At 62.7% G+C, this 21,209-nt stretch carries 19 protein-coding genes; 15 read left to right on the top strand and 4 right to left on the bottom strand.

Annotated elements, in window-relative coordinates; genetic code table 11:
• Position 1: 1 nt before the first annotated feature.
• From HY795_04995 to yqeC, 8 genes are all read left to right on the top strand, one after another.
• Positions 2 to 844, top strand: a complete 843-nt coding sequence (locus tag HY795_04995) for an EF2563 family selenium-dependent molybdenum hydroxylase system protein (GenBank protein MBI4804573.1) — start codon at positions 2 to 4, stop codon at positions 842 to 844.
• Positions 823 to 3,093 carry a xanthine dehydrogenase molybdenum-binding subunit XdhA gene (xdhA, locus tag HY795_04990; GenBank protein MBI4804572.1) on the top strand — a complete coding sequence of 757 codons (2,271 nt, stop codon included), beginning with the start codon at positions 823 to 825 and terminating at the stop codon, positions 3,091 to 3,093. Before HY795_04995 ends, xdhA begins: the two co-directional genes overlap by 22 nt.
• Before the next feature lie 165 nt (positions 3,094 to 3,258).
• Entirely contained in the window at positions 3,259 to 4,137 is an 879-nt protein-coding gene (gene xdhB / locus HY795_04985) for a xanthine dehydrogenase FAD-binding subunit XdhB (protein MBI4804571.1), read from the top strand.
• Positions 4,134 to 4,598 (top strand): xanthine dehydrogenase iron sulfur-binding subunit XdhC, encoded by a 465-nt coding sequence (gene xdhC / locus HY795_04980; GenBank protein ID MBI4804570.1) that lies wholly within the window; start codon positions 4,134 to 4,136, stop codon positions 4,596 to 4,598. The genes xdhB and xdhC overlap by 4 nt, the downstream gene beginning before the upstream one ends.
• A gap of 98 nt (positions 4,599 to 4,696) precedes the next feature.
• Positions 4,697 to 5,713: an ABC transporter substrate-binding protein gene (locus tag HY795_04975; protein MBI4804569.1), complete on the top strand. Its 1,017-nt coding sequence runs from the start codon at positions 4,697 to 4,699 to the stop codon at positions 5,711 to 5,713.
• Between the two features lie 33 nt (positions 5,714 to 5,746).
• On the top strand, positions 5,747 to 6,565 hold the full coding sequence (locus HY795_04970) for an ABC transporter ATP-binding protein (protein MBI4804568.1): 819 nt from the start codon (positions 5,747 to 5,749) through the stop codon (positions 6,563 to 6,565).
• The gene (locus tag HY795_04965) at positions 6,556 to 7,317 is read left to right on the top strand and encodes an ABC transporter permease (GenBank protein ID MBI4804567.1); all 762 of its coding nucleotides are present in this window, start codon (positions 6,556 to 6,558) and stop codon (positions 7,315 to 7,317) included. The genes HY795_04970 and HY795_04965 overlap by 10 nt, the downstream gene beginning before the upstream one ends.
• A gap of 124 nt (positions 7,318 to 7,441) precedes the next feature.
• Positions 7,442 to 8,170 (top strand): putative selenium-dependent hydroxylase accessory protein YqeC, encoded by a 729-nt coding sequence (yqeC, locus tag HY795_04960; GenBank protein ID MBI4804566.1) that lies wholly within the window; start codon positions 7,442 to 7,444, stop codon positions 8,168 to 8,170.
• Here the strand turns inward: yqeC and HY795_04955 are convergent.
• Positions 8,143 to 8,736: a nucleotidyltransferase family protein gene (locus HY795_04955; protein MBI4804565.1), complete on the bottom strand. Its 594-nt coding sequence runs from the start codon at positions 8,734 to 8,736 to the stop codon at positions 8,143 to 8,145. The genes yqeC and HY795_04955 overlap by 28 nt on opposite strands.
• A gap of 119 nt (positions 8,737 to 8,855) precedes the next feature.
• Here HY795_04955 and phoU point away from each other — a divergent pair, with 119 nt between their 5' ends.
• On the top strand, positions 8,856 to 9,524 hold the full coding sequence (gene phoU, locus HY795_04950; protein MBI4804564.1) for a phosphate signaling complex protein PhoU: 669 nt from the start codon (positions 8,856 to 8,858) through the stop codon (positions 9,522 to 9,524).
• 7 nt (positions 9,525 to 9,531) lie between these two features.
• Here phoU and HY795_04945 read toward each other — a convergent pair whose 3' ends face one another.
• A complete protein-coding gene (locus HY795_04945) occupies positions 9,532 to 10,629 on the bottom strand; it encodes a DUF362 domain-containing protein (GenBank protein MBI4804563.1) in 1,098 nt (365 codons plus the stop codon).
• 327 nt (positions 10,630 to 10,956) lie between these two features.
• On the opposite strand from HY795_04945, the gene HY795_04940 reads away from it, so the two are divergent.
• The 4 genes from HY795_04940 to HY795_04925 all read left to right on the top strand — a co-directional run bounded on the left by HY795_04940 (position 10,957) and on the right by HY795_04925 (position 16,409).
• Positions 10,957 to 12,369 (top strand): pyridoxal-phosphate dependent enzyme, encoded by a 1,413-nt coding sequence (locus HY795_04940; GenBank protein ID MBI4804562.1) that lies wholly within the window; start codon positions 10,957 to 10,959, stop codon positions 12,367 to 12,369.
• A gap of 19 nt (positions 12,370 to 12,388) precedes the next feature.
• Entirely contained in the window at positions 12,389 to 13,774 is a 1,386-nt protein-coding gene (locus HY795_04935; GenBank protein MBI4804561.1) for a pyridoxal-phosphate dependent enzyme, read from the top strand.
• Between the two features lie 237 nt (positions 13,775 to 14,011).
• Positions 14,012 to 15,097 (top strand): butyrate kinase, encoded by a 1,086-nt coding sequence (gene buk / locus HY795_04930; protein MBI4804560.1) that lies wholly within the window; start codon positions 14,012 to 14,014, stop codon positions 15,095 to 15,097.
• A gap of 55 nt (positions 15,098 to 15,152) precedes the next feature.
• Positions 15,153 to 16,409 carry a hypothetical protein gene (locus tag HY795_04925; GenBank protein ID MBI4804559.1) on the top strand — a complete coding sequence of 419 codons (1,257 nt, stop codon included), beginning with the start codon at positions 15,153 to 15,155 and terminating at the stop codon, positions 16,407 to 16,409.
• Positions 16,410 to 16,588: 179 nt separating this feature from the next.
• Here HY795_04925 and HY795_04920 read toward each other — a convergent pair whose 3' ends face one another.
• On the bottom strand, positions 16,589 to 18,286 hold the full coding sequence (locus HY795_04920) for a DEAD/DEAH box helicase (protein MBI4804558.1): 1,698 nt from the start codon (positions 18,284 to 18,286) through the stop codon (positions 16,589 to 16,591).
• Between the two features lie 301 nt (positions 18,287 to 18,587).
• Here HY795_04920 and upp point away from each other — a divergent pair, with 301 nt between their 5' ends.
• Positions 18,588 to 19,214, top strand: coding sequence for a uracil phosphoribosyltransferase (gene upp / locus HY795_04915; protein MBI4804557.1), 627 nt, complete (start codon positions 18,588 to 18,590; stop codon positions 19,212 to 19,214).
• Between the two features lie 11 nt (positions 19,215 to 19,225).
• A complete protein-coding gene (locus HY795_04910) occupies positions 19,226 to 20,473 on the top strand; it encodes a uracil-xanthine permease (protein ID MBI4804556.1) in 1,248 nt (415 codons plus the stop codon).
• 188 nt (positions 20,474 to 20,661) lie between these two features.
• On the opposite strand, the gene gpt is transcribed toward HY795_04910, so the two are convergent.
• On the bottom strand, positions 20,662 to 21,150 hold the full coding sequence (gpt, locus tag HY795_04905) for a xanthine phosphoribosyltransferase (GenBank protein ID MBI4804555.1): 489 nt from the start codon (positions 21,148 to 21,150) through the stop codon (positions 20,662 to 20,664).
• Between the last annotated feature and the right edge of the window lie 59 nt (positions 21,151 to 21,209).

Below are 21,209 nucleotides of genomic sequence, written 5' to 3'. Positions count from 1 at the left end.
ACTGCGTATAGTCATCCGTGGCGCTGGCGACCTGGCCACCGGAGTGGCCCTGCGCCTTGTTCGTTCCGGGTTCACCCGCCTGGTTATGCTGGAGCGCGACAACCCCATGGCCGTGCGGCGCATGGCATCGTTTAGTGAAGCCGTACGTCTGGGGCGGCACACGGTGGAAGGGATGACGGCCGAATTGGCCCATGGTGTTGAGGACGTGAACAGAGTGCTGGCTGAAGGAAACCTGCCCATCCTGGTGGACCCACTTGCCGCTTCGCTTGAACTCCTGAAGCCCGACGTGCTGGTGGACGCGGTCATGGCCAAGCGCAACCTGGGGACATCCATGCGGGACGCGCCGCTTGTGGTCGGTCTGGGCCCTGGTTTTACAGCGGGGAGCGACTGCCACCGTGTCGTTGAGACACATCGGGGGTCCGGCCTGGGCCGGGTGGTAGCCACTGGCGCGGCCCTTCCTAATACGGGAATCCCCGGCATGGTGATGGGCTACACCACAGAGCGCGTGCTGCGTGCGCCCGTTGAAGGAATTTTCGAGACATGCCTGGATGTCGGCCACGCCGTGAGGGCGGGTGAAACCGTCGGATTGGTGGCCGGAAGGCCCGTGGTCTCGGTGATCTCCGGGGTGCTGAGGGGTATACTGCCCAATCTGTCGCCGGTTACCGCCGGGCTCAAGGTGGGGGACGTGGACCCCAGGGGGGACCAGGTCGCCTGCGACCGGGTTTCGGACAAGGCCCTGGCCGTTGGCGGCGGAGTGCTGGAAGCTGTCCTGGAAAGGTTCAACTCAGGTCCGGGCGTCCAAAACAGCGAGGAGGAGGCCGTATGGCCGTTGGCGATTCCGTAAGGCGTGTGGACGGTCCGGCCAAAGTGACCGGCCGCGCCCGCTACACCGACGACCTGACCATGCCCGGCATGCGCCATGCCAAGTTCGTGCGTTCCCCCATCGCCCACGGCATGGTCCGGCGAATCGATACGTCGAAAGCCTTGGCACTGCCCGGGGTGGAGGCGGTGTTCACCTTCGAGGACGTGCCGGACATTGTGTTTCCCACCGCTGGCCACCCCTGGCATCTTGATCCCGGGCACCGCGACGTTGCGGACAAGCTCTTGCTCACCCGCCACGTCCGCCATCACGGAGACGAGGTGGCCGTGGTGGTGGCTCGCGACGAGCTGACGGCCGAACAGGCCGCGCGTCTGGTGGAAGTGGAGTACGAAGAACTGCCGGTGATGACCACTGCAGAAGCTGCTCTGGCTCCTGGGGCTTCGCCCATCCATCCGGGAGGGAATCTTCTCAAATCCCATCAGTTCGTCTGCGGTGGCGATCCCGAAGCCCTGCTTGCCCAGGCGGAGGTGACGGTGTCCGGGTTCTACCGCACTCCGGTGGTGCAACACTGCCATCTGGAAAACCACACCGCCTATGCCTGGATGGAGGACGAAAAGCGCATCTCCATAGTGTCTTCCACCCAGATTCCCCACATTTGCCGCCGGGTGGTGGCCCAGGCCTTGGGGCTGCCCTGGAGCCGGATCCGCGTGGTGAAACCCTGCGTGGGCGGCGGGTTCGGGGCCAAGCAGGACGTGTTGATCGAGCCCATCGTGGCATTTCTTACTGTGAAGCTGGGTGGTCTGCCCGTGAAGATGGCGCTTTCCCGGGAAGAATGCATGCTGGCCACGCGCACCCGCCACGCCTTCGACATTTCCGGCCGTTTGGGCGTTACCAGCCAGGGCCGCATCACCGCCGTGAGCCTGGACGTTGTCTCCAACACCGGGGGCTACGCCTCCCATGGCCATTCCATCGTGTCCGCCGGGGGGGCTAAGTGTCCTTCGCTCTATCCGCGCGCGGCCTTTGGCTTCAAGGCGTCCACGGTCTACACCAATCTGCCCGTGGCTGGGGCCATGCGCGGCTACGGCTCGCCCCAGGTTCATTTCGCCCTGGACTGCATGGCCGAGCAGGCCGCCCGCCAGCTCGGCATGGATCCGCTTGAATTCAGGCTTCAAAATGTGGGGCTTCCGGGAGAGCCAAATCCGCTCAACAAACGGGTCATTACCACCCATGGCATCGCAGAGTGCCTGCGCAAGGGGCGCGAAGCCTTCAAATGGGATGAACGCCGCGTTGCCTGCCAGCGCTCGGGCCCGTTGCGCCGCGGGGTGGGAGTAGCCTGCTTCAGCTTCAACACCGGGGTGTATCCGATTTCCGCCGAAATCTCCGGTGCGCGCGTGCTTTTGAACCAGGACGGCACCGTGCAGCTCATGGCCGGAGCCACGGAGATAGGCCAGGGCGCGGACACCGTGTTTGCCCAGATGGCCGCCCAGGTCCTCGGGGTGCCAGTAGGGCATGTGAATGTCGTGTCCACCCAGGACACGGACCTCACGCCTTTCGATCCCGGCGCGTTTGCCTCCCGCCAGACCTTTACAGCGGCCCCGGCGGTCAAGGGCGCGGCCTCGCAGCTGAGAGATCGCATCCTGGAACACGCCGCCAAGATGACCGGGCACGACGCTTCTTCCCTGGACATTGAAGACGCGGTGGTGGTCGGCGACGGGCAGGCCCTGGCCTCTTTTGAGGAAGTTGCCATGGACGCCTTCTATCACGTCCACCGGGGTGGTCAGCTGTTCGGCGAGTGCTCGCACAAGGCCCAGGCCAATCCGCCATCCTTTGGCTGCACCTTCGCCCAGGTGGAGGTGGACATCCCGTTGTGCCGGGCCCGGGTCACGGACATCCTGAACGTGCACGACGCGGGCATGGTCATGAACCGCCAGTTGGCCGAAGGCCAGGTGCATGGCGGCGTGGCCATGGGCATCGGCTGGGCCCTGGCCGAGGAACTCCTGGTGGACCAGAAGACGGGCCTGGTGTTGAACAACAACCTGTTGGACTACAAGGTGCCCACCTGCATGGACCTGCCGGACCTGGGCGCGGATTTCGTGGAGACCAACGAGCCAAGCTCCGCCTTCGGCAGCAAGTCGCTCGGCGAACCGCCGCTTCTCTCCCCGGCTCCGGCCATCCGCAACGCCGTGTGGGATGCGACGGGAGTAAGGGTGGACGAAATACCCATGACGCCCAAGGCGCTTTTTAAGCATTTCAAGCAGGCGGGGTTGATATGAACCGCGAGAGATGGGGGCGCCGCCCCCAAACCCCCGGCAGGGCTCTGCCCTGCACCCGCTGGGGAGATGATCCCCCCAGACCCCGCAATGGGTTAGCTTATTGTCTGGAAGGGACGGGTTTTGTGGCGCGTGGGGCGAAAGCTCTGCGGGCAAGGAGCGGACATCATGTTCGCGGTTGAGCGGTACAGAAGAGCGGAAAGCGTGGCTGATGCAGTTCGACTGCTGGCCGAAGACCCATTTTCCATACCAATCGCAGGCGGCACGGACATCCTGGTCAAGTTGCGCGAAGGCCATCGCCAGTACGCCAACCTTGTTGATGTTCACGGCTTGGCCGAGCTTGAGTCCATCATCCTGGATACGGACGGAACGCTGTGTGTCGGGGCCGGGGCCACCTTCACCCAGGTGATGGAGTCGCCTCTGGTGCGTGAGCATGCCCCGGTGCTGGCCGAAGGGGCTTCCTGGGTGGCCGGGCCACAGATACGAAACGTCGGCACCATAGGCGGCAACATCTGCAACGGATCGGTTTGCGCCGACTCCGTTCCGCCGCTTCTGGTGCTGGATGCCGAACTGGAGCTTGCCGGTCCTGAGGGCCTGCGACGAACACCGCTGCGCGGTTTCCATACAGGCCCTGGCATTGTGGCCAGGGGCCAGGCCGAAGTTCTCACGAAGGTCCTTGTGCCTGCGCCGCCCCGAGGCGCTTTCGCAGCGGCGAGTTTAAAATACGCCATGCGCCGGGCCATGGACATCACCACCATTGGCTGCGCGGCCTCCGTGCTGCTGGACGGGGAGAGCATTGTCTGGCTCAAGCTGGCCTTTTCCGTGGCCGCACCCACTCCGGTTCGCTGCCCTTCGGCCGAAGCGGCCGCTTCCGGCAAACCGTTGACGGCCCAAACCGTCGAGGCCGTGAAAAAAACCGTGGAAGTGGACGTGGCGCCACGAACATCCTGGCGGGCTCCTGCTGATTTTCGTATGCACATCATCCGCGAACTTTCCGAACGCGCCATGCGCACGGCCGTTCAACGCGCCGGGGGAGGAATCAGATGAATGTGGAAATAACCTTCACAGTCAACGGCCAGACCCTGAGCGCCCGAGTGCATCCCGGGACGTCGCTCCTTGATCTTTTGCGCGACCAGGGCTTTACGGGCACCAAGCAGGGCTGCGGCGTGGGCGAGTGCGGGGCCTGCACCGTGCTGGTAAACCAGCTCCCTGTGGATTCCTGCCTTTTCCTTGCCGTATGGGCCCAAGGCAAGGCGGTGCGGACCATTGAGGGCGAAGCCCTGGGCAACGTTCTTTCTCCGGTCCAGGAGGCCTATCTGGATGCCGGAGCTGTTCAATGCGGTTTCTGCACTCCAGGGCTCATCATGAATTCCACGGCGTTTGTGGAAAAGCATCAAGGCCAAACCGTGAGCCGCGAGGACATCCGGCGCGGGCACGCCGGAAACCTCTGCCGCTGCACGGGCTATACAACCATCGTGGACGCGGTGGAACGCTGTCTCAAGAAGTGACCGGGGGGGCTGACCTGCGCCCCATATGCAGCGCACCTTGCCAGGCAAGGCTCTGTCGAATACGCTTACGAGATTCCAACACGAGGAGCTCCTGACACATGATCCGAAAGACCATCCGCGGGCTGGCCTGTCTTGTGGCCGCCATGAACTGTTTGTCCTCCCTGGCCCTGGCCCAGACCCCGGTCAAGTTCACCCTGGACTGGAAATTCGAAGGTCCTGCCGCCGCGTATTTCATCGCGGACAAGAAGGGCTATTTCAAGGATGCGGGGCTCAAGGTGGAAATCGATTCCGGCAACGGCTCTTCCGGGGCGGTGAACCGGGTGGCCACCGGTGCCTACGACATCGGTTTCGCGGACATAAACTCGCTTATTGAATTCAATGCCCAGAACCCGGACAAGGCCCTGAAGGCCGTGTTCATGGTGTACGACTATCCTCCCTTTGCCATCTTTTCGCTCAAGAAATCAGGCATTGCCAAACCCGCTGACCTGGCGGGCAAAACCCTTGGCGCGCCCATCTTCGATGCCCCCCGCAAGACCTTTCCGGCTTTCTGCAAGGCCGCCGGCCTGGACCCCGCCAAGGTCACCTGGCAGACCATGGACCCGCCGCTTCGCGAACCCATGCTCATGCGAGGCGACGTGGCCGCCATCTCCGGCTTCTACTTCACAAGCCTCTTGAACCTGGAAAAGGCCGGGGTGAAGGCCGAGGATGTCACGGTGTTCAAATACCCGGACTTCGGCGTGAAGCTCTACGGCAACGCCATCATCATCAGTCCGGCCCTGGCCAAGAAGCCCGAGCTGGTGAAAGGCTTCCTCACCGCCGTGGCCAAGGGGTGGAAAGAGGCCATAGCCGACCCCAAGGCCGCCATCGCCTACGTGAAGGAGCGTGACGGACTCATTGATCCCGCCTTGGAAGAGAAGCGCTTGAAACTCTGCGTGGACATGTGCATCGCCACGGACTTCGTGAAGCAAAACGGCATGGGAGAGGTGGACAAGGATCGCCTGGCCAAAGCCGCCCAGGAAGCCGCGGCGAGCTTCGGTCTTTCCGCAGTGCCCAAGCCCGAGGACGTGTTCGATGCCTCCTTCATGCCCGCCAGGGAAGACCGGAAGGTCTTCTAGGCGAGTGACGAGATCATCCGTGAGGACCTCTGAATGAATGAGCGGTTCGTCCGGCTAAGTGGCGTGGACCTCGCTTATGACGGGGATGCCGCTTCCCTGGCCGTGCAGGGGCTCGACCTGGCCATTGGCGAAGGCGAGTTCGTGGCCGTTGTCGGCCCTTCGGGGTGCGGCAAGTCCACCCTGCTCAAGCTGGTTACCGGTTTGAGCCCTGCAACCAAAGGTATCGTGGAAGTTGGAGGTCAACCGGTTTCCGGACCGCTGCCTTTCGTGGGCATGGCCTTCCAGAACCCCACGCTTCTTCCCTGGCGGCGCCTGATTGAGAACATCATGCTCCCCCTGGAAATCGTGGAGCCCCACCGGTCCCGATTGCGTGGCGAGCGGGCGCTGTACGAGGAGCGGGCCCGCGAGCTTTTGCGCACCGTGGGCCTTGAGGGCCAGGAGGACAAGTACCCCTGGCAGCTCTCCGGGGGCATGCAGCAGCGCGCCAGCCTGTGCCGGGCGCTTATCCACGAGCCCAGGCTCCTCATGCTGGACGAGCCCTTCGGTGCCCTGGACGCCTTTACCCGCGAGGAGCTCTGGTGCGTGCTGCGCGACCTCTGGGAGGCAAAGCCTTTTACAGTGGTGTTGGTGACCCACGATCTTCGGGAATCGGTGTTTCTGGCCGACACGGTGCACGTTATGAGCAGCCGCCCGGGGCGCATCGTGCACACCAGGCATGTGGACATTCCCCGCCCGAGAAGCCTTGCCGGCTGCTATGACAAATCGTTTGTGGACATAGTCCATGAGCTTCGCGACCAGATCGAGGCCGTACGCTGTGCACCCGGCAGCAGGGAGTGCGTCCCATGCCGCTGAGCCGCAAGCGCCTGGAGAGCCTCTCCCCCTGGCTGGTGACCCTGGGGCTGTTCGCCTTATGGGAACTTGTCGTCAGGCTTTTTGGCATACCAAACTACATTCTGCCTGCTCCAAGCCAGTCTCTGGCCGAAGGGTGGACCTACAAGGGCCCGATAGCCGAACACGCCCTGCAGACCCTGTACACCACCTCCGTGGGGTTCGCCCTGGCCGTTGGCTTCGGCATGTTCCTGGGTGTGGCCGTTGGCTCCTCGAAAATTGTGTACCGCGCTTTCTACCCCGTGCTGGTGGGCTTCAACTCCGTGCCCAAGGTTGCCCTGGTGCCCATCCTGGTCATCTGGTTCGGCATAGGCACGGTTCCGGCCATCCTCACGGCGTTTCTCATCTCGTTTTTCCCTGTGGTGGTGAACGTGGCCACGGGCCTGGCCACCCTGGAGCCGGAACTCGAGGACGTGCTGCGCGTGCTCGGGGCCACCAGAATGGACGTGCTCCTCAAGGTGGGCATTCCCCGCTCGCTCCCCTTCTTCTTCGCCTCTCTTAAGATAGCGGTGACGCTGGCCTTTGTGGGCTCGGTCATATCCGAAACCGTGGCCTCGAATTCCGGCATCGGCTACCTCATGATGTCGGCCAGTTCCAAGTTCAACGTTCCACTGGTGTTCGCCGGGCTCATGGTCATCGCGGCCATGGGCGTGGGCATGTATGAATTCTTCGCCATGCTGGAGCGCCGGTTCACCTCCTGGGCTCATAGAGGATGATCGTTTTCTCCTTTTTGGCGCATCTTCGCTCCGGTTGTCTCGAAGAAGACCTCGCCATTGCTCTCTTCGCCGGAGTTGCTCCGTGCTTGGGCGTGGTAGGAGTGACCCGGATGAGGGCCGGAGAATGAGACCCCTGCGGGAATTCCTCAAGGAGCACGAACGGGTGGTGGCGTTCGTGGGAGCGGGCGGCAAGACGAGCCTCATCTACACCCTTGCCAGGCAGCTGTCCGGCTGGGGGCACAAGGTGCTCGTAACCACCACCACGAAGATGCATCCCCCCGCGCGCAACCTCCTCCTCTTGGAGAGCGTGAACACGATTCCCTTCTACAAGCACCTCACCGTGGGCAAATGCATCGACCCGGAAAGCGGCAAGCTTCTGGGCGTGCACCCGGACGAGATTCCACACTTGCGTGAACGGTTCGCGGCTCAGTTCGTGCTGGTGGAAGCCGACGGTGCGGCCGGCCGGCCGGTCAAGGCTCCTGCCGGGCATGAACCCGTGGTTCCGTCCTCGGCCGACCTGGTTGTCGGAGTGATGGGTCTGGACGCTCTGGGAAGTCCGGCTGAGGAGGAGATGGTCTTCAGGCTTGAGCACTTCCTCAATGTGACTGGGCTTGCCCCGTCTGAGGAGATCGGCCCGGATTCCCTGAAGGCTCTCGCGGCTCATCCGGAAGGACTCTTCAAGAACACCCCTGCCAAGGCCAGAAGAGTGGCCTTTTACAACAAGGCCGACGCCTATGAATTCGTCGCGAGTGATCGCCCCGAGCAGGCACCAGGTAAAAAGGGTGCCCAGGAGCCTGTTTGGGAGACAGTGTCCGGCTCGGCCCATCAGGGCTGGTTTTTGAGCCGGGAATAGTCGTCCGGCGTATCGATGTCCTTAAGGACTGCCTGGTCGTTGGTTTCCAGAAAATCCACCGGGGCACCGGGCGATTCCAGAAACGGCCTGGCCCCGATGTCGCCCGCAAGGTTCATGACCTTCGGGAACCACTCGGCCGGGATGGTCACCGGGTTTCCTCTGCGCCCTTGGCATAATGGCACGAGAAAACGGCCCGCCCGGAAACCTTCGGCCAACCTCACGACAAGCTCAGGCGTGACCAAAGGCATGTCTCCCAACAGGACCATTGCTCCGGGGACTCCCTCCGGCAGCGCGGCCAGGCCGGACTTCAGCGACTCTGCCTGGCCGCTCCCGGCAAGTGGGCTCTCAACCCTGACGATGGCGCACGGCGAGTCCTGGCCTTTGCTCGAACGCCTGTATCTTAAATTGTCCGGACCACCCACCAGCACCACGTGGTCCAGGGCGCACGCGGCGTTCAGGACCCAGTCGAGGACCGTCCTGCCCCGCCAGGCAAGGCTCAACTTGTCCACCCCCATACGTCTGGAGAACCCGGCGGCTAGCACCACGGCTGCGAGTCCGAATTTCATGTTTTTTTCCAGCAAGTACGCGATTGATGGTTCGATGTGGTTGACAGGATGCCAGGAATTCTTCCACCTGGATGAGGGAGCGAAGCTCCCGCAGGGCAGTTATTTCCAAGGGGTGGGACATGGTTACCGAATTCGATCATGAGCTGGACCGGCTGCGCATCGACACGCTGCGCATGTTCTATATGGTTCGCGAGACAGTGGACAAATCCTTGCGCGCGGTCAGGCAGCGCGACAGGATCCTTTCCCAGGAAGTGATGGATGGAGACGAGGACATCGACCTCCTGGAATGCCAGAACGAGGCTCTCGGACTTCGGCTGCTCGCTCTCAAACAGCCGGTAGCACGGGACTTGCGCCTTATCATAGGCTGCATGCGCATCGCCTCCAACCTGGAGCGCATGGGCGACGAGGCGGTGAACGTGGTGGACCGCAACCTGATTCTCATGGAGCGCCCCGAGTTCGACGACATCCCCTCGGTGTGGAGCATGGGGGAGACATCCCTGGAACTGCTCGACAAGGCCGCTCGGTCCTTCGCGGACAACTCCTTTGAACAGGCCATGGAGGTCCGCGAAGCGTTCGAGCTGGCCTCCACCCGGCACGTGGTGGCTTTCAGGGACCTCACAGAAGCCATGATCAAAAAGGAGCGCACGGTGGAACGCGCACTGCAGCTCTCGTTCATGTCCTACAGCTTCAAGCGCATCTGCGAACGGTGCTTCAACATCGCCGAAAGCGTGATCTTCATTGTCAAAGGCCTGGACGTGAAGCACAGGATTTGCCAGCCCCAGTCCTGATCGGAACTCAGGCGCCTTGTCCGGATCCGCAGGGTGGTTTTTTGAGGGTGATGGCCTTTTCCGGGCACATCTCCTGGCAGCAGAAGCAGGCGATACAGGCCTGGACGTCCACCACGGGAATCCCTCCTTCTTGGGTCAGGGCCTGGGCCGGGCATTGCTCCACGCATGTGCCGCAGCCGGTGCACCGGGCCGGATCGGCTTCGGGCCTGCTGGCCGCGCGATCGTCCAGGAGCCGTTGGATATGGCACAGATGGGAGAGGGCGTCCTCACCAAGCGGCGGAACCTTGAAATCCGCGATGGGTATGAGTTCGCCTTCCAGCGTGATGGAGTCCGCTTCATAATCGCCAAGCCCCAACTCCTTGGCCCTTTTCAAAAATCCCAGATGCTCAGGGTCGGCCCCCATCATCCTGGCCATCACGGCATCCATGGCCACGGCGTTGTCCGAGGCGAGTATCCGTCCGATCCAGCGAAGCTCGGTGGAGGCCGGGCCATTGCCCTGCATGCCGAGCACGGCGTCCATGATGAACAGGTCAGGAACCCGAAGCCTGAAGACCTCCACGATGAGTTCGTGGAAGCGGGCCTGGTTTCCGGAAAGGCGGTGCAACTGGGCTTTCTGGGCGCCAGGAAGAATCCCGTAGCTGTTCTTTATCGCCCCGGTGATGCCGGTCAAACCGTGGGTCTTGAATTTGGGCACGGAGATGACCACGTCCGCGTCCAGTACGTCCTTGGACACAGAGAGGCTTCCGCCATAGGCCATATCGAAGGGGACTTCCTCGGCCTCGATGCCGATGTTGCGGTAGTGCCCGCGGCAAGCAGCCGTGAGGCCGCAGCGCTCGAAACTCTGTTCGTTGGCCCCGTAAGCCATGAGCCCGGGGTTGTCGCCCACAACTATCGATGACGGGTTGCGGGCCTCCACACTGCGGACAACCGCTTCCAGCACCGCCGGATGGGTGGTGATGGCCTCTTCCGGCCGGGAGGGCCGAAGCACGTTGGGCTTAATAAGCACCTTCCTGCCTGCGATGTTCTGGGGGAAAAGCTCGAAAGCCCTTTCCACAGCCTGCTGACAGTCCTGGTAATCGGCGGGGTGGATAAGAACGGTACTCATCGCCCTGTCTCCTGCTAGCACTTAGTAATCCTTTGTTTTGGATACTGCGGGGCCGGGCAGATGCCAAGGACCTTTGTCCGGGACCGCCCCATGCTCTCATCGCTCATGAGTGATCCATGAAAACATCCATGGGGTTCGCATAGGACGGACCGAGGCGTGCTGTTTTCGATGAAAGTCATTAACATTCGGTAATTATTTAAGATTTACGTGCTGGGGGCGGGCCAAGCTTTCTTGGATGGGAAGTACAAAATTGCTTGAAAGGTAAGAACATGGAATAATGATAACCATGAGAGCCACATTCTTCATCCATCCCCCGGAATGAACCTCATGCATGCCTATTGTCCGGCATGCCGGAAACACTACGGACTCGAACAGGGCCTTTTCGCCTGCCCCGGATATGGGGATGGGCGGGAACATATTCTCGATGTACACATTGAAGCCAGCTCCAGGCTTGCTGACGAACTCCTCACATCCTGGTCCAGGCACGGCCAGGACCCTCTGGCGGCTTTCGCCTGCCTTGGCGCGGCGTCAAGCGTTGCCGGACCCCGGTTCGCCGGGTTGCGCTCCGATCTTCAGGAAGGCCTGTCACGCCTGGAAAGCCGGTCCCTGGCCGTAACGCCTTTGCTGCCGGTCCCGGAATTGGGGAAGGCTATCGGACACGGAGGCGTTCTGGCCGTCAAGGACGAGACGGGCCAGCCCGGCGGTTCCCACAAGGTGCGCCATCTGGCCGGGACCATGCTCTATCTGGAAGCCCTGCGGGGCGGTAGGCCCAAACGTCCCCTGGCTATTTCCAGCTGCGGCAACGCGGCCCTGGCTGCTGCCTGCGTGGCCCGGGCCGCGGGCTATGGCTTGAAAACCTTCGTTCCCGAGGACGTGAGCCCGGAAGTGGCGGAGCTTCTGCGCGAGCGCGGGGCCGATGTGGTCGTGGTGCCGCGCCTGTCCACAGGGGGCGGAGACCCGTGCTATCTTGCCTTTCGCGAGGCGGTGCGCGACGGAGCCGTGCCCTTTTGCTGCTCCGGGCGCGACAACTGGTCCAACATCGAGGGCGGGCGCAGTCTGGGGTATGAAGCTGCGCTGCAATGGCGGGCCCTGGCTGGAGAGCCTGGGCACCTGGTACTCCAGATCGGCGGTGGGGCCTTGGCCAGGTCGGTGGCCCAGGCCTTCGAAACCCTTCACTCTCTCGGAATTCTCGAAAACCTGCCCAGGATTCATGCCTGCCAGACCGAAGGCGCATTCCCCTTCGTGCGGGCCTGGCTCGCTCTGTTGGCCGAAACTTCGAAAGTCGCCGGGATGGATTTCCCGTTGCCTGAAGGCTTGGACGGGGTGAAAGCTTTTCTGTCGGAGCGCGATGGGCTTATTGCGCAAGCCGTCGAGCACGCCCGGCTGAACTACGCTTCCGAACCGGTTCGCAACGTCTTCGATCTGGCGGCTGACGAACCGCTCCGCTTCATGCGCGCCTGGCCCGGCCCGGCCCCGCACAGCCTGGCCCACGGCATCTTGGACGATGAGACCTACGACTGGTACTTTCTGGCCCGGGCCATGCTTCGCACCGGCGGCCGGGCCGTGATCGCCTCCGAATCCCTGATCGCCAGGGCTCACGAGCTGGCGCTTAAGCATACGCCCGTCAGCGTCTCCCCCACAGGGTCGGCCGGCCTGGCCGGGCTTCTGGCTCTCAAGCAAGCCCGAGCCGTGGAGGACTCCGCCCGGGTTGGCCTCTTCTTTACCGGAATAAACCGCTAAACCAGCGAGGAACCAATACATGCCCAGAATCGCAGGCCCCACCTTCGCCGAGATGCTCGATCCTTCGAAGATCGGCCCGGATATCCGCCGCAAAGCCCTGGCCGCCAGGACGGACGCTCCGCTTGATCCCGTGAACCTCTTCAACATCACTTGGCGCGACGCTGCCGGGCAGGTGAGCCACATGGTGCTGCCCAAGGCCCTGACCGGCGTGGACGCGGAGATTGTGGTCATCTACGGAAAGGATTTCCCCACCGGCAGCCACAAGGTGGGGGCCACCTATTCGGTGCTCATCGAACAGCTGGTTCGTGGCGCGGTGAAGGCCGGAGAACACACAGTGGTGTGGCCCTCCACCGGCAACTACGGCATCGGCGGCGCATGGGTTGGCGGACGCATGGGCTTCGACTCCGTGGTGGTTCTCCCTGAGGAGATGAGCGCCGAGCGTTTCGAGATGATCCGTTCCTATGGTTCGCGCATCATCGCCACTCCGGGCTGCGAGTCCAACGTCAAGGAAATCTACGACAAGTGCCACGAACTCTCGGGTGGTGATCCGGACAAAATACGGATCATGAACCAGTTCGAGCGGTTCGGTAACTATCGCTTCCATTCGTGCGTCACCGGTCCCACGATCATTGCCCTCATGGAGGAGTTGGCCGCCAAGGGAGTTGGCAGAGGCAAGGCTTCGGCCTTTGTCTCGGCCATGGGCTCGGCGGGTACCATCGGCGCAGGCGACGCCCTCAAGGAACGCTGGCCGGATCACAAGATCGTTGGTCTCGAACCCATCCAGTGCCCCACGCTTTTTATCAACGGCCATGGCGGGCACGACATCCAGGGTATCGGCGACAAGCACGTCACCTGGATCCACAATGTCATGAACATGGACGCCATGATCTGTGTGGACGACTTGGAGTGCAAGCTCGGCTTACAGCTCCTGGTCGAGGAGGCAGGACGCAAGGTCCTGGAGGCTGCTGGTCTCACCCCCGGGCAGGCAGACAAGCTGGCGTCCATTACTGGAATTTCAGGCGTGTGCAACATCCTGGGGGCCATCAAGACAGCCAAGCACTATGGCTTTAGCAAGGACGACGTGGTGGTCACCGTGTGCACGGACAACATCGCCAGATACCACTCGGTGCTGAAAAACCTCACCCAGGAAAAAGGGGCGATGGACTCAGCCGAAGCCGGGCACAGGCTGACAAGCATCTTCCACGGCCAGAAAGAGGACTGGATTCAGGAAGGCACGCGCGAGGCCAGACTTCGCTGGCACAACCTCAAATACTTCACATGGGTCGAACAACAGGGTAAGACTGTGGCGGAACTCGATGCCCTCAAGTCTCAGGACTTCTGGGCAGGACAACGGGCTTTTGTGAGCGAGACGGACCGGCTGATCGAGAGTTACCGGAAAGGCTAGGCGCACGGGGCGATACCGAGGCGTGCGCGCCGGGCAGGGGACACATCCCCTCGCTCGGCGCGCTTTTTTGTGGCCGTGTATTATCTTGGTCAAACTCCGCTATTCTGCCCATGTTTGGTGAGTCGTCTGTCGTTGGTGTGGTATGTCTCGTCATGTGGGACTGCCCCGGATCCTGGGCCTCTACGTTTGAAACGTATTGACCCGGCAGGCGCTTTGCTTAACTAACACGCTTACACCATGAAGAAACGCATACTGACGATAAACCCGGGGTCCACCTCCACCAAGGCCGTGCTTTTCGAGGGCGACGTGGCGGTTCGTACCGTTGAGTTGGAGCACACCCGCGATGAGATGATCAGATTCGAACGGGTGATGGACCAGCTCCAGTACAGGACCTCCGGCCTGCGGGCCGGACTGGGCGATCTTGGCCACTTAGATGCCGTGGTTGGGCGCGGTGGGTTTCTAGCGCCCGTGCCTGGAGGAGTCTTCGCCGTGAGCGAGGCCATGCTCGACGAGTTGCGCCAGGCCCCGCACGGCGAACACGCCAGCAACCTGGGGGCCTTCCTGGCCAGAAAGTTCGCCGACAAACATCAGTGTCCGGCCCTGGTGGTGGACCCGGTGGCTACGGACGAACTCATGGACGTCGCCCGGCTGACCGGATTCCCGAATATTTCCAGACGCACCATCTTTCATGCCCTGGGCCAGCGCGGGGCCGCGCGTGAGGCTGCTTCGCGTCTGGGGATCGACTACGGGCACGGCCGGTTCATCGTGGCCCATCTGGGTGGTGGGATTTCCGTTGGCGCACACCTGAAGGGCAGGGTGGTGGACGTGACCAACGCCATGGACGGAGAGGGTCCGTTCAGCCCGGAACGCTCCGGCGCCTTGCCTCTTTTACCTGTGCTGCGCCTTCTCGAGAGTGGACAGTATTCCATCGGGCAGCTCGAGGCGGCCATAACCACGGGAGGGGGGCTGCTGGCCCATCTGGGAACCAGCGACCTGCGCCTGGTGGAGGCCCGCATCAATGCGGGCGACGAAAAGGCCAGGCTGGTCTTCGAGGCCATGGTCTACAACATCGCCAAGGCCGTGGCATCGATGGCTCCGGCCCTGGAGGGCCGGGTGGAGGCCGTGGTGGTGACCGGCGGCATGGCCCGCAGCACCCGGCTCACCCATGAGCTCACCCGTCTGGTGGCCTATTTGGGGCCCGTGGTGGTGGTCACTGGAGTGGAGGAGATGCAGGCCATGGCCAGGGGCGCGCTGCTGGCCCTTGCCGGAGAGCTCGAGGTTCAAACGTATCCCCCTGTGAAAAAGGGGGATCCCAAGAATTGACTCTCGCGGTGTCCATCGCCTATCCCTAGAAATGCGAACAATCCCGGGGACCCGCATGAAATGGCTCGCCGCCTCCAGTTTTCTCCTCTTGGTCTTGGTCTGGAGTCATGACATCCATGCTCAGGGCCAGCCTGCGGATTCCTTTGAGATTCCCTACAATCTTTCTGCCTCCCGCATCCTTCCCAAAGCCCTGCTCTCAGGGCCGCACCATCGCGTGGAAGAGGTTGTCGAGAACGACGGCTACATGAACATCTACACGGTTCGTTCCCGCTATGGCAGTTACAGAATCGTATCCACTGCGCTTCTGGCCACACGAGTGGACGAATTCGCGGCCATGCACGCCATGGACAAGGCCAACGGCGCCAAAGAGTACGGCAAGGGTGTCTGGGAAGGCGGCGTGAGCATGGTGGAAGGGGTCAAGAACCTGGTGACGGCACCGGTGGACACCCTCGAGGGTGCTGCGTCCGGCGTGGGCAAGCTGTTCAGCCGGGCGGGCGAGAGCATATCCGGATCCAAGGCCAGCAAGTACGAGGATTCCACCGGGGCCAAGCTCACCGGTTTCGCGTCCACCCGGCGCGAGTACGCCGTGGCCTTCGGTGTGGACCCTTATTCCACCAATGAGCGCCTCCAGGAGAAGCTGCGCGCCGTGGCTGCGCCCGGTTACGCCGGAGGGCTCACCACCATGGGGCTCAAGGCCCTGATACCCGGCGGAGTGGGCATTGCGGTATCCTCAGTGAGCGGCGTGAACTGGCTGGGGCAGATCGATCTGGCCCAGCCGCCTCAGGATCTGCGTATACACAATCGCAAGACCCTTGAAGCCATGGGCATACCGGAAGAATCCTCACGGTTCTTCATGGACAATGACGAGTTCACCCCCACCCAGCAATCGCTTCTGGTGAAGGCCCTGTCGGACCTGGGGCGGGCTGGAGGGCGGGATACGTTCGTGCGCCTTGCCGCGCGCACGGAGAACCAGGATCAGGCCTTTTTCAGGCAGCGCATGGCCCTGATGTATGCGGGGTTTCATCGCAAGGTGAACGCCATCCGGGGCTTCGTGAAGCTGGGCACCCTGGTCGGGGCGTTGACCAACGAGGGCAAGCTGGTGCTCTGTTTCCCGTTGGACAACCTGTGCTGGACCAAGGCCTTGGGCAAACTCTCCGGGGGAATCGAGGTTGCGGTGGACAAATTCAAGCCAGCGGCAGTGGAATTGTGGGTCACCGGGACGGTGAGCGCCAGGGCCAAGCAGGCGCTTTCGGAGCGCAAGTGGGTTGTGCGCGAAGGGGCTGGCCAGGAACTTTTGGGAGAGAAAATGTAAGCAAAAAACATGAAAACGGTTTTTCCCGCCCGTTTCATCCCGTCGGGACAAAACAGTTGGCACTGCCATGCGGACGAACCCGGCGCAGAGCAGGTTTTTCCGGGATATGCAGGGGGCACAGCACAAAAAAAGGGAGCCGTACGGCTCCCTTTCCTGTTTTTTGGATGCTTTATTGGGCGCTAGGCGGCTTGATCGCTGCCATTGCCCTGGCGGTCACCACCCTGGCGGGAGCGAGGTCTGGACTGGCCGTAGTTGCCCGAGGTCCTTTCCTGGCCGCCACTGCGGCTGCCATTAGCGGACTCCGGAGCCCGGCCGTAGAAGCCGCCGGAGCTCTTGGCGGCGCGGGGCTGCCTGTTGCGGGAGTGGTCGCCATCGCGGTTGTCCGTCGCGGCGCGGTTGCCGTCCTGGTCGCGGCGGGCGCGGCCTGGTTCGGCGGAGTAAGCGTACTGCCTGGGAGCGTTGCCTGAACCCTCGGCTCCGTAGCGGCCGGCGTTGCCGTAAACGCCCTGCCTGGAATTCCTGGCCTGGGGCTGGTCGCCGTAAGAGGAGCCGCGTTCCTGGCTGTCGGAAGCGTAGCGGCCAGATCTGGGCTGGTCGCCGTAAGCGGAGACGCGCTCCTGGCTGCCGGAAGCGTACCTGCCGGACCTGGGCTGGGGCTCGGAGGAGTTGCGGCCGTTACGGGGCTGGCCGTAGCGGTTCTGGCTGAGCGGCGGGCGGTGGAATTCGGAGTCGCGCTCGGGCGCGGCGCAGGCGTAGTCGAACCCTTCGATCTTGCGGCGTTCGATGGACTTGCCCAACAGACGCTCAATGGCCCTGACCATGGACACGTCCTCGCTGGTCACCAGGGAGTGGGCCTGGCCTTCGCGCTCGGCGCGGCCGGTGCGGCCGACCCGGTGGGTGTAAGTCTCAGGGGTGTCGGGAAGGTCGTAGTTCACCACGTGGGCCACGCGGGACACGTCGATGCCCCTGGCCGCGATGTCCGTGGCCACCATCACCCGGTAGCGGCCGGAGCGGAAGCCTTCCATGGCCTTCTGGCGCTGGGCCTGTGACAGATTGCCCTGCAGGCAGGCGGACTGGTGGCCGGAACGCCCAAGCTGCTCGGCCAGGCGCTTGGCGCGGTGTTTGGTGCGGGTGAACACCAGCACGGAACCTTCGTTGGCGTCGCCCAGGATGTTCAGCAAAAGCTTGGTCTTCAAGTGCTGGGGCACCGGGTACAGGCACTGCTCGATGGTCTGGACCGGGCCGGAGCGGCCGATGCGCACCAGGGCCGGGTCCTTCAGGGTCTCGTTGGCCAGGCCCTTGATGGAATCGGGCATGGTGGCGGAGAAGAGCAGGGTCTGGCGCTCGTTCGGAAGCCTCTCCAGAATCCTCTTGATGTCTGGCAAAAAGCCCATGTCGAACATGTGGTCGGCTTCGTCCAGCACCAGGGCTTCAACAAAGGAGAGGTTGGCGTTGCCCTGGTTCACATGGTCGAGCAGACGTCCCGGGCAGGCCACCACGATGTCAGCGCCGCGGCGCAGATTGTTGGTTTGAGGTCCCATGCCCACGCCGCCGTACACGGTAACGGTGCGGAAGCGAAGGCCCTTGGTGTACTCGCGGGCGCTCTCGTGGATCTGTTCGGCCAGTTCGCGGGTGGGCGCGATGACCAGGGCGCGGCACGAGCCCCTGAGCGGCTTGGGGTTCTTTAAGAACCTGTCGATTATTGGCAGCAAAAAGGCCGCGGTCTTGCCGGTGCCGGTCTGGGCCAGGCCCATGACGTCGCGGCCGCTGGCCACATGCGGAATGGCTTCGCGCTGGATGGGGGTGGGGGCTTCGTAGCCCAGGGCCTTGATGTTGGCGGTAATGGAAGCGTGTAAATCAAAAGCGTCGAATGACAAAGGAGATCCTTGGGTTCGTGTTGCAAAGCGATGAGCAGGCGTGCCGCGCAAAGCTGCATACACGGTCAAGAAGGCTCACTCGGGGAACAAGTTGGTGCGGCAGAACAGTCTGATTGGGACGGGCGGGGCTTGCAGCTGGCCCACGCCTCGCAGGCAGGCATGCCGGGGGCGCCTGAGCGCCAGGGCGGTATGTAGTCCTTTTTTGAAACTTGTCAACTCCGGCCTTGACCCCTGCCGGTCCCATCTGCAACAAACCGAAGGTTTTGCCGAAACTGAAACATTATGAACCAAGGAGCGGATCATGCCGGTAACCGTGGTCGATCATCCGCTGGTAAGGCACAAGCTGGGCATTTTGCGCGAGGACGGTGTGAGCACCAAGAACTTCCGCGACCTGGCCAACGAAGTGTCCATGCTGCTCACCTATGAAGCCACCAAGGACTTGAAGACCGAAAAGAAAACCATCAAGGGCTGGGCCGGCGACGTCGAAGTGGAACAGATAAAGGGAAAGAAGGTCACCGTGGTGCCCATCCTGCGCGCGGGACTTGGCATGATGGACGGCGTTCTGGACATGATCCCCGGCGCCAAGGTGAGCGTTGTGGGCATGTACCGCAACGAGGAAACCCTGGCCCCTGTTCGCTACTTCGTGAAGCTGGCCAAGGAGATTCACAAGCGCACAGCCATCATTCTAGACCCCATGCTGGCTACGGGCGGCACACTCATCGCCACCATCGACCTCTTGAAGGAGGCCGGGTGCAAGAAGATCAAGGGACTCTTCCTGGTGGCCGCGCCCGAGGGCCTGGCCAAGCTGGAGGCGGCCCACCCTGACGTGCAGATCTACGTGGCCTCCATCGACGAGCGCTTGAACGACGTGGGGTACATCCTGCCCGGCCTTGGCGACGCGGGCGATAAAATCTTCGGAACGAAATAAAGGAGTTTTCAATGGCGCAGGCTCTTCCCACGGACTACCAACTCAGGGTGCGCGATTTTCCCGTGGGCGCCCAGATGCTCTTCGTGGCCTTCGGCGCGCTGGTGCTGGTGCCGCTTCTGACCGGGCTTGACCCCAATGTGGCGCTCTTTTGCGCGGGCATAGGCACGCTCATCTACCAGGTGCTCACCAAGTTCCAGATTCCCATCTTCCTGGGCTCTTCGTTTTCCTTCATAGCCCCCATCATGCTCTGCATGCAGCGCTACGGCATGGCGGCCACACTGGGCGGCCTGGCCTCCGTGGGCGTGATGTACGTGCTCTTCGCGCTCATCATCAAAGCCAAGGGCACCGCCTTTCTGCTGCGCTTTCTGCCCCACATAGTCACCGGCCCGGTGATCATGGTCATCGGTCTTATCCTGGCCCCGGTGGGCGTGTACATGGCCATGGGCAAGACCGGGGACGGGGCCGTGGTGCTCTACCCCGAGAACCAGGCCATGCTGATCTCCATGGTCTCGCTCGCCGTCACCGTGCTGGTGGCCATCAAGGGCAAGGGGCTTTTGAAGCTCATCCCCATCATCTGCGGCATCGCGGCCGGGTACGCCACCAGCCTGGCTCTTGGCATCGTGGACTTCGCCCCTGTGGCCAAGGCCCCCTGGTTCAAGCTGCCGGACTTCGTAGCCCCGACGTTCAGCGCCGAGGCCATCCTCATCATCATGCCCGTGGCCATCGCGCCCATCATCGAGCACATCGGCTCCATCCTGGCCATCGGGTCGGTCACCGGCAAGAACTACATCGACAATCCGGGCGTGCACCGCTCCCTCATGGGAGACGGCGTGGCCACCACCCTGGCCGGTTTCCTGGGCGGGCCTCCGCTGACCACCTACGCCGAGGTCACGGGCGCCGTGTCGCTCATCAAGATCTACAACCCGGCGCTCATGACCTGGGCCGCCATCACCGCCGTGGGCCTGGCCTTCATCGGCAAGCTGGGGGCGCTCTTGCACACCATCCCGGCTCCGGTCATGGGCGGCATCATGCTGCTTCTGTTCGGGGCCATCATGGTGGTGGGGCTTAATTCCCTGGTGCAGGACGGCCAGGACCTGATGAAGCCCCGCAACATGGTTATCGTGGCCCTTATCGTGGTGCTGGGCATGGGCAAGATGAGCTTTTCGTTCTGGGGTGTGCACCTTGAAGGCATCGGCCTGGCAGGCGTGGCCGGTGTGCTGCTCAATGCCCTGCTGCCACGCGACAGGGCCGAGAGTTGACGACGAAAAGATGAGTTTCTGCCGGGGCTTCGACCCGGACCCCGGCAGGGCTCTGCCCTGCACCCGCCAGGGGGATGATCCCCCTGGACCCGCATTAGCGCGAAGGGCCTTTCGCCGGTAAACCGGCGAAAGGCCCTTCGCTAAATGGGATTCCAAAGGGGCACTGCCCCTTTGGCCGCCGGAGGCTTTTACGCCTTAGTAGCCTTGGCGATGGGCTGGATGAACTGGGGCTCGGAGTCCCAGGGGAACAGTATCCACGTGTCCTGGCTGACCTCTGTGATGAAGGTGTCCACCAAGGGCCTTCCCTCGGGTTTGGCGTACACCGTGGCGAAGTGGGCCTTGGGCAGCATCTCGCGAACGGCCTTGGCCGTCCTGCCCGTATCCACCAGATCGTCGATCAGAAGCCATCCCTCTCCGTCGCCTGTTACGCCCTTGAGAACGTCCACCTTGTCTCCCTGGCTCTGCCAGTCGTAGCTGGCCACGCAGATGGTGTCGATGATGCGCACGTCCAATTCGCGGGCAACGATGGCCGCCGGGATGAGCCCTCCCTTGGTGATGGCGTAAATGCCTTTCCAGGGACCAAGGGACATGAGGCGCCAGGAAAGGGCCTTGCAGTCGCGGTGAAGCTGGTCCCAGCTCACGGGGTACATGCGGTGGTAGCGTTCGGAATCGGCCATGCGTGTGCTCCTGGTAGGCAAGAAAGATGGCGCGTCAGTAAGGCATTTCGATTCACTGT

This window comes from Desulfovibrio sp., assembly GCA_016208105.1.
Taxonomy (GTDB): domain Bacteria; phylum Desulfobacterota; class Desulfovibrionia; order Desulfovibrionales; family Desulfovibrionaceae; genus Fundidesulfovibrio.
The sequence above is the reverse complement of the archived record's forward strand: the minus strand, read 5'-3'. Positions and strand labels throughout refer to the sequence as shown.

Bases quoted from the DNA above. Each gene is read 5' to 3' on its own strand.
- buk (MBI4804560.1), top strand. From the start codon at position 14,012: ATGAAGAAACGCATACTGACGATAAACCCGGGGTCCACCTCCACCAAG.
- HY795_04975 (MBI4804569.1), top strand. From the start codon at position 4,697: ATGATCCGAAAGACCATCCGCGGGCTGGCCTGTCTTGTGGCCGCCATG.
- HY795_04965 (MBI4804567.1), top strand. From the start codon at position 6,556: ATGCCGCTGAGCCGCAAGCGCCTGGAGAGCCTCTCCCCCTGGCTGGTG.
- xdhC (MBI4804570.1), top strand. From the start codon at position 4,134: ATGAATGTGGAAATAACCTTCACAGTCAACGGCCAGACCCTGAGCGCC.
- HY795_04940 (MBI4804562.1), top strand. From the start codon at position 10,957: ATGCATGCCTATTGTCCGGCATGCCGGAAACACTACGGACTCGAACAG.
- HY795_04955 (MBI4804565.1), bottom strand. From the start codon at position 8,736: ATGAAATTCGGACTCGCAGCCGTGGTGCTAGCCGCCGGGTTCTCCAGA.
- HY795_04935 (MBI4804561.1), top strand. From the start codon at position 12,389: ATGCCCAGAATCGCAGGCCCCACCTTCGCCGAGATGCTCGATCCTTCG.
- xdhA (MBI4804572.1), top strand. From the start codon at position 823: ATGGCCGTTGGCGATTCCGTAAGGCGTGTGGACGGTCCGGCCAAAGTG.
- upp (MBI4804557.1), top strand. From the start codon at position 18,588: ATGCCGGTAACCGTGGTCGATCATCCGCTGGTAAGGCACAAGCTGGGC.
- HY795_04945 (MBI4804563.1), bottom strand. From the start codon at position 10,629: ATGAGTACCGTTCTTATCCACCCCGCCGATTACCAGGACTGTCAGCAG.
- phoU (MBI4804564.1), top strand. From the start codon at position 8,856: ATGGTTACCGAATTCGATCATGAGCTGGACCGGCTGCGCATCGACACG.
- yqeC (MBI4804566.1), top strand. From the start codon at position 7,442: ATGAGACCCCTGCGGGAATTCCTCAAGGAGCACGAACGGGTGGTGGCG.
- HY795_04925 (MBI4804559.1), top strand. From the start codon at position 15,153: ATGAAATGGCTCGCCGCCTCCAGTTTTCTCCTCTTGGTCTTGGTCTGG.
- HY795_04910 (MBI4804556.1), top strand. From the start codon at position 19,226: ATGGCGCAGGCTCTTCCCACGGACTACCAACTCAGGGTGCGCGATTTT.
- gpt (MBI4804555.1), bottom strand. From the start codon at position 21,150: ATGGCCGATTCCGAACGCTACCACCGCATGTACCCCGTGAGCTGGGAC.
- xdhB (MBI4804571.1), top strand. From the start codon at position 3,259: ATGTTCGCGGTTGAGCGGTACAGAAGAGCGGAAAGCGTGGCTGATGCA.
- HY795_04970 (MBI4804568.1), top strand. From the start codon at position 5,747: ATGAATGAGCGGTTCGTCCGGCTAAGTGGCGTGGACCTCGCTTATGAC.